Source organism: Janthinobacterium sp. ROICE36 (assembly GCF_002869965.1).
Taxonomy (GTDB): Bacteria; Pseudomonadota; Gammaproteobacteria; order Burkholderiales; family Burkholderiaceae_D; genus Janthinobacterium.
Genome location: NZ_PEBS01000061.1, coordinates 26,656 through 33,604, shown reverse-complemented (window position 1 = coordinate 33,604; position 6,949 = coordinate 26,656). Strand labels below are relative to the sequence as shown.

At 63.1% G+C, this 6,949-nt stretch carries 7 protein-coding genes and 1 pseudogene; 5 read left to right on the top strand and 3 right to left on the bottom strand.

Translation table 11 applies throughout. The features are described from left to right. Positions 1 to 128: pseudogene (locus CSZ94_RS21165) on the top strand (IS630 family transposase); the annotation flags it as partial. 33 nt (positions 129 to 161) lie between these two features. On the opposite strand, the gene CSZ94_RS21160 reads toward CSZ94_RS21165, so the two are convergent. After that, entirely contained in the window at positions 162 to 878 is a 717-nt protein-coding gene (locus CSZ94_RS21160) for a ribonuclease T2 family protein (RefSeq protein WP_102123335.1), read from the bottom strand. 70 nt (positions 879 to 948) lie between these two features. Next, positions 949 to 2,049, bottom strand: a complete 1,101-nt coding sequence (locus CSZ94_RS21155; RefSeq protein ID WP_102123334.1) for a branched-chain amino acid aminotransferase — start codon at positions 2,047 to 2,049, stop codon at positions 949 to 951. Positions 2,050 to 2,245: 196 nt separating this feature from the next. Here CSZ94_RS21155 and CSZ94_RS21150 point away from each other — a divergent pair, with 196 nt between their 5' ends. The 4 genes from CSZ94_RS21150 to CSZ94_RS21140 all read left to right on the top strand — a co-directional run bounded on the left by CSZ94_RS21150 (position 2,246) and on the right by CSZ94_RS21140 (position 6,041). Then, complete coding sequence (locus tag CSZ94_RS21150) at positions 2,246 to 4,780, top strand: PepSY domain-containing protein (protein WP_102123333.1); 2,535 nt, start codon at positions 2,246 to 2,248, stop codon at positions 4,778 to 4,780. A 137-nt stretch (positions 4,781 to 4,917) separates the two neighbouring features. Then, positions 4,918 to 5,103: a hypothetical protein gene (locus CSZ94_RS21145; protein ID WP_070222074.1), complete on the top strand. Its 186-nt coding sequence runs from the start codon at positions 4,918 to 4,920 to the stop codon at positions 5,101 to 5,103. A 165-nt stretch (positions 5,104 to 5,268) separates the two neighbouring features. Beyond that, positions 5,269 to 5,424, top strand: a complete 156-nt coding sequence (locus CSZ94_RS28110; RefSeq protein ID WP_180977562.1) for a hypothetical protein — start codon at positions 5,269 to 5,271, stop codon at positions 5,422 to 5,424. A 218-nt stretch (positions 5,425 to 5,642) separates the two neighbouring features. Then, positions 5,643 to 6,041, top strand: a complete 399-nt coding sequence (locus CSZ94_RS21140; protein WP_146009865.1) for a bacteriohemerythrin — start codon at positions 5,643 to 5,645, stop codon at positions 6,039 to 6,041. Between the two features lie 3 nt (positions 6,042 to 6,044). On the opposite strand, the gene CSZ94_RS28105 is transcribed toward CSZ94_RS21140, so the two are convergent. Further along, positions 6,045 to 6,863 carry a hypothetical protein gene (locus CSZ94_RS28105; RefSeq protein ID WP_180977561.1) on the bottom strand — a complete coding sequence of 273 codons (819 nt, stop codon included), beginning with the start codon at positions 6,861 to 6,863 and terminating at the stop codon, positions 6,045 to 6,047. Positions 6,864 to 6,949: the final 86 nt, after the last annotated feature.

Here is a 6,949-nt window from a genome sequence, read left to right as displayed (position 1 = left end):
AATATATTATGGCCCATAATCAGAATCCGAAGCCGTTTGTATGGACCGCCAAGGCTAACGACATCCTGCAAAAAGTGATCCGTGCCAATCGGAGGCTTAGTTCAAAGAATAACGAAGCACTACACTAACATGTATGCAGGAAGCCTGCAGGACAGGCAGGCTTACTTCTGGCAGTCGATCACTTTAAAATCTTTCGAATAACAGATGCGCAACTCGCCCGAGTGCTTTTCATAGCCGAGCCAGCGCCCCTTCAGTTGCGGGTTGTGCTGCTTCATCCACTGGAACAGCGCGTTTTTCGGCATGGTGCTATCCGGCAACTTCAAGGCCTGGAACAATTCGCGCTCCTTCTCGAAATATTCCCTGGCCGTACCGAAATCGCAGGCGCCATGCTTTTCCCATTCGCCCTGCAACAAGGCTACGCCGGGCTGCATGCACATATAGGGCAGGATATCGGACGGCGCCAGCTTCGGCAGATTGCCCTTGCAATAGCGTGGGTGCAAGTCCGTCTTGCGCGGCGGTGTCACGGAAATATCTTCGCACGTGGCGGGATTGGCCGATTGCGCCCAGAGTCCATGCACGACCCAGCCGAAGTGATTGCTCTCGGCGCACTGGAAAGCGGCTTTTTTTGACACTGCGCCGCGGCGGCGCTGGCTGTCGCAAAAGCCTGGCGACCACGACAGCGCCAGCATGAAGTAATCGGTGGGTACATTGGTGCTTTGCTTGTAGCAAGTGTTTTTCTCGTCCGACGGCTTGACGTCGTAATCGACGTAGCTGACATTGCGGGGAATGGCGCAGGTGGCGTCGACCGCGTGGACGGCGCCAGCCGACAGGCTGAGGAAACCGGCGGCCAGCACCGGCAAGACATTTCGCAATTGCATCAGGTTTCCCTTTCAAGATATAAAAACGCCGGCAACACGGTGCCGGCGATGTATCAATCACACAAGCTGATCAACAGACCTTGTGCATCCAGCCGTGCGTGTCCGGTGCCGTGCCATGCTGCAAGCCCAGCAGCGCTTCGCGCAGGGCCAGGGTGACGGCGCCGTTTTCATTGTTGTTAATGGTCATTTCAAAGCCGTTGGCCTTGGCCACGCCCACGGGCGTGATGACGGCAGCCGTGCCGCAGGCGAACACTTCCGTCATGCGACCCGAGGCGATGTCGTCGCGCCATTGCTGGACGGACAATTTACGCTCTTGCGTCGCATAACCGAGGTCTTTCGCCATTTCCAGCAGGCTGCGGCGGGTGATGCCTGGCAACAAAGTGCCCGTCAGTTCCGGCGTCACGACGGTGACCTTTTCGCCCTCCTGGTAGACGAAGAACAAGTTCATGCCACCCATTTCTTCGATGAATTCACGCTGCACGGCATCGAGCCATACCACCTGGTCACAGCCCTTTTCCTGTGCTTGCGACTGTGCCATCAGGCTGGCCGCGTAGTTGCCCGCGCACTTGGCTTCACCCGTGCCGCCCGGCGCCGAGCGCACGTAGTCTTCGCTGATCCACACGGTGACGGGCTTCACGCCCTTCGGGAAATAGGCGCCGGCAGGCGAGGCGAACAGCACGAACAGATATTCTTCCGACGGACGCACACCCAGGTAAGGGTCGGTGGCGATCATCAGCGGACGCATGTACAGGCTCTCGCCCGTGTTCTTCGGCACCCAGTTGCGGTCTTGCGCAATCAGCGCATCGCCCGCTTCCAGGAACAGCTCGACGGGGATGGCCGGCATGGCCAGGCGCGCGGCGCTGCGGTTAAAACGCTGGGCATTTTGTTCTGGACGAAAAGTCTTGATACTGCCATCGGGCTGGGCAAACGCTTTATAGCCTTCGAAGATAGCCTGGCCATAGTGCAAGGACGAAGCGGACGGGTCCAGCATCAAAGGGCCGTAGGCCTTCAGTTCGCCCTGCTGCCACTTGCCGTCGCGGTAAGGAATCACCACCATATGGTCCGTGAAGATGCGGCCGAAGGCGGGATTGACCATGCGCGCGGCGCGCTCGGCGTCGGACAAGGGGTGGGCGGACGGGGTGACGACGAGATTCGATGTGGAAGTGGTCATGGCGGCAATGGGAACTAGTTAACAGTATCCCTATTGTAGCGCCTATAGCGACCAATCAGGCAAACGAGGATGGCCCCCGCCCCGTGAAAACAGGGCGCCATCATTTGCGAATGATTCTCGTTTGCGATATTATGTCAGTCTTCCTTCTTCCCTGCCACGCCTGACGCCCGGCCTGGTCGCGTTATCGAAAGCCGTCATGATCACCTCCACCTTTCCACAAGCCCAGCTGCGCGCCAGCGCCGATGCTGCGCCAGCTACCAGCGAGCAGCGCCAGCTTGCCCCCGCTCTGCGACAAAGGCGTTGGCACTGGAGCTGGAAGCAGGTGTGGTTTCAATTGCATTGGTTCATCGGCATCACGGCCGGCACGGTGCTGGTGATCATCGGCCTGAGCGGCGCCACCCTGGCTTTCAAGGATGAATTGCTCGATGTCATGAACCCCGGCGTGCGCCATGTTCCCGTGGAAACACGCGCGCCACTGACGCCGGCCCAGCTCGCTAACATTGCCGCAGCAGAACACGGCCAGCGCGTGGCGTCCATCACCGTGTATGCGCAGGCGGGCACGGCGCCACGCCTGTTCTTCGCGCCGAAAAACGGCCAGCGGCGCGGCGAGTCCGTTTATGTGCACCCGTACACGGGCGCGACCCAGCCGACGCTGGCGGGGGCGGCATTTTTCGAGTGGACGGAGTCGCTGCACCGCTGGCTGCTGCTGCCGCGCGATCCGGGCCGCCAAGTGGCAGGCGCGCTGGCCCTCTGCCTGCTGGGCCTGGCACTCTCCGGCCTGTATCTGCGCTGGCCCCGCCGCCCGTTGGACTGGCGCACCTGGCTGACTTTCGACGCGGCCCTGAAAGGCCGCTCCTTCCTGTGGAATTTGCACGCCGTGGCCGGCACCTGGTGTTTGCTCGTCTACGTGGCGCTGACCCTGACGGGCATTTACTGGAGCTATGACGTGGTGCGTGACAACATCGACGCCTGGGCCGGCAAGCCTCCAAGGATCGCGCAAGCGCCCAAGCGTGCGACCAAAGAGAAAAAGGAGGCACCCGCCATCGACATCGGCCTGGCCTGGAGCAGCTTCCAGCAGCACGCCCCCGGCTGGACCCTGGCCAGCGTGCGCCTGCCCGCGCGCGCCGGCGAAGCCGTGCAATTCACGTGGCTGGCCAGCGATGCGCCGCACGAGCGGGCGCGCAGCCGCATGAGCATTGCGCCGGCCGATGGCACGCTCACGGAAAACGAGCCGTACCGCCAGCAAGGCCTGGGTTCGCGCCTCGTCAACATCATTTATCCGCTGCACATGGGCACGTATTTCGGCTTGCCGGGCCGCATCATCGTCACCCTGGCCAGCCTGGGCCTGCCCCTGTTCGCCATCACGGGCTGGATGTTGTACCTGGGCCGCCGCAAGGCGAAACGGGCTGTACAGGCGCAGCGCGCCATGCTGGCCGGCACTCCCGGCAATATGGCGACTGGCCTGCCCACGCTGGTGGCCTACGCCAGCCAGTCGGGCCAGGCCGAGCGCCTGGCCCTGGAAAGCGCGCGCGCCCTGCAGCAGGCGGGCGTGGCTGTCGATGTGCATTCGCTGGACCGGTTTGATCCCGCGCAATTGCGCCAGTATGCACGGGCCCTGGTCGTCGCCAGCACCTTTGGCGAAGGCGAAGCGCCAGACGGCACGCGCCGCTTCGCGCGCCTGTTGCAGCAAACGGCGGGCACGCCGCTGGCAGGCCTGGCATTCGGCGTGCTGGCCCTGGGCGACCGCCATTACAGCGACTTCTGCGGCTTCGGCCATGCGCTGGAGCGGCAATTGCGCGCGCTGGGTGCCACGCCTTTGTTCCCCCTGATCGAAGTGGACAAGCACGAGCCCGCCGCGCTGGCCGACTGGTCGCAGGCATTGGCGCGCTGCAGCGGCAGCGCCATCGACGCCATCGGCGTGCAGGAAGAAGCGTCGTATGCCGAGTGGCGTTTGGCGCGCCGCGTGCTGCTCAACCCGGGCAGCATGGGCGGCGAATTGCATGAAATCACCTTGACGGGCCCGGCCGGCACTACCGGGGAAGCGGGCGCGCTGGCGGAAATCATCGGCTGCAACGCGGACGGCAGCGATGGCGACGCACAGGCTGCGCAACATGCGCCGCGCAGCTACTCGCTCGCGTCGCTGCCATCCGATGGCGAACTGCAGTTGCTGCTGCGCCAGGAACGCCATGCGGGCGGCGACAACCTGGGCTATGGCCTCTGTTCCGGCTGGCTCACGCGCTTCGCCCCGCTGGACAGCCCCATCCGCCTGCGCCTGCAAGCCAATCCCTCCTTCGCGCCCGCCCTGGTGGACGTGCCCTGCATTTATATCGGCAACGGTTCCGGCCTGGCCGGCCTGCGTGCGCACCTGCGCGCGCGCCGGCGGGCGGGACTGGCCCGCAACTGGTTGCTGTTCGGCGAGCGCCAGCAAGCTTTTGACAGCGTCTGTGGCGAAGAGTTGCAAGGCTGGCTCGATGCTGGCCACCTGGCGCGCCTGGACCGCGTCTTTTCACGCGATGGCAACGAGGGTGGTAAACGGCAATACGTACAGGACCGATTGCGCGAGCATGCCGACGAACTGCGCGACTGGCTGGCGCAAGGCGCCATCGTCTACGTCTGCGGCAGCCTGCACGGCATGGCGGCAGGAATCGATGCTGTACTGCAAGAAGTGCTGGGGCAGGATGGCCTCGATGCCCTGCTGGCGGCCGGACGCTACCGCCGCGACGTATATTGATCTGCCTCAATCCGCCCCCGGCGCCGCCCGGCTATGTGGGCAGGCGCACAGTCAGGACCAGCCATCGGACTACAGTGGGGACATTGCGGCATGGGGACAAACCCGCGCCGCCCCACTCACTATCTGCGAGGCAGCCCATGAAAAACCCCTGGATGAGCATGTACCTGAGCGCGGCCAACCGCATCGCCAACACGGCACGCGGCCACGCCACGGCCGCCGTCAAGCGCGAAGCGGCGAAAAATACGCGGCAATTGACGCAAGTGTGGTTCGACTCTTTCCTGCCCGCAGCAGGCAAGCCACGCCGCAGCCGCAAGGCAAAATAAGCCCCTGGCAACGAGCGAACTGGTGCAGTGCATCACAGCAATAAGTTGAAGTTACAACCAGATGAGCTAAACTGCAAGCATGGTAGTAAAGATAATGCGTACGCGAATGAAGTGACCGGCAGGCGCCGCATCCCCGCGCCGCCACCGGCTCATCAGGAGACGACCATGTTGACGCTCAAAGTGCTGACCTGCCTTGCCTTGTCGGCCTTGTTGCTCGCGCCCCTCGTGCTGAGGGATACGATGCAGTCGTCGGCCGGACAACTGCTGCAAGTACCGAATGTCGATGCGCAAGCCATGTGGAGCCGCTGGCCCAAACATTAATACGCGCGCCTGAGAATACGCCGCCGCTGCTGGCATTCCCCTTCAAAAGCCGCTTTATTGCGGAGTGGAAATTTATTCCTCCATCCATTTCTTTGCCTTGTTTCCTCGCCCCCACTCTTCACCATATTTTTGATCCAGGTCATGGATTTGAAGTGTCGCTGCGTCCACACTGGAACAGTCCGCTTCGCACCGTGGCGGACTTAATCGGGAGCATCGGCATGGGTAAATCGGACTGGAAGGATGAGATGGCGCTGGGCGTTCCCGCCATCGACGAGGCGCATGAGGCACTGTTTCAGGAGCTGGCGCGGCTGGGACAGTTGAGCGACCAGCATTTCAGCGTGGCGTTTCGCGAGCTGATTGCGGCCGTCGAACGCGATTTCCGCGAGGAAGAGGATTTGATGGAACAAATCGCCTTTCCCTCGCTGGCCAAGCACCGCGAACAGCATGCGCGCGTGCTCAGCGGTTTGCACCATGCCTGGGCCGCCGTCGATGAAGGCGACCTGGAGCAGGGACGCCATGCACTCTCGCTCTTGCCGCAATGGCTGATTTTCCACCAGGCCACCATGGACCTGGCCCTGGCGGCGGCGCTGGAGCTGGTGCAGCGCCAACCGAACTAGCTGCTACAGCAGCAGCACCGTGGCTTGCTCGGGCAAGACCACGCGGTAGTGCCCCGGGTATTTGTCTTCGCCGTCGAAAATCTTGCAAAACACGGGCTGGTTGATGTCGTTGACGGCCGCCTCGTCCATGGGCAAGGTGGCGATCAGTTGCTCGCCATCCATCAACTGCAAGGCGCTGCCCCGCTCGGTGGCGCAAAAGGCCAGCGATTGCACGTCGTTAGCGAACGGCCGCTTGTACCACGGCGTGATGGCCCGCACGGCGCGCCGCGCATCGCGCAAGACTTGCCCCACGCGCGTGACGTTCCAGGCATCGCGCGCCACGGACGGCTGGAGCACGATACTGGCCGTCAGTTCGCCCCTGCCCTTGTTCACCAGGAAGCTGCCATCTTGCGCGGCAATGTCCTCGTTGAGCGGCACCACAAACACGCCACCGTCGGACACCTTGATCGGCACGGGAGCGCCATTGCCTTGCAAGGCCACGCGCACGTCATCGATGGTGGCGCTCAGCTTGGCCGGAATCAGGCGCAGGGCCATGACCACGCTGCCGCTCGACGCTTGCCACACTTTCCTGGCCGTCAGATAACTCTCGCGGTAAGCCGTGAAACGGATGCGCGGCGCCCTGGCGTCGCTGTTGGCCGTGATCGTCACCGTTTGCGATGGCGCGGCGTCCTCCGTTGACGCAGCGGGTGTGGCAGGCGCCGCGGGCGGCGGCACGCTGGCGCTTTGCAGCGGCGCGGGAACAGCCGGCGGCGGCGCGTGTTCCTGGGCCCGGCCCAGCGACACGACGCACAACCATCCGGCACAAGCGATCCATATACGCATGCATTTCTTTCAATAAGGAGAATATTTTGTCAGCCCCTGCATTATCGCAGAAGGCCGCCCTGTACGCCGCTCCGGGCCTGCCGCAC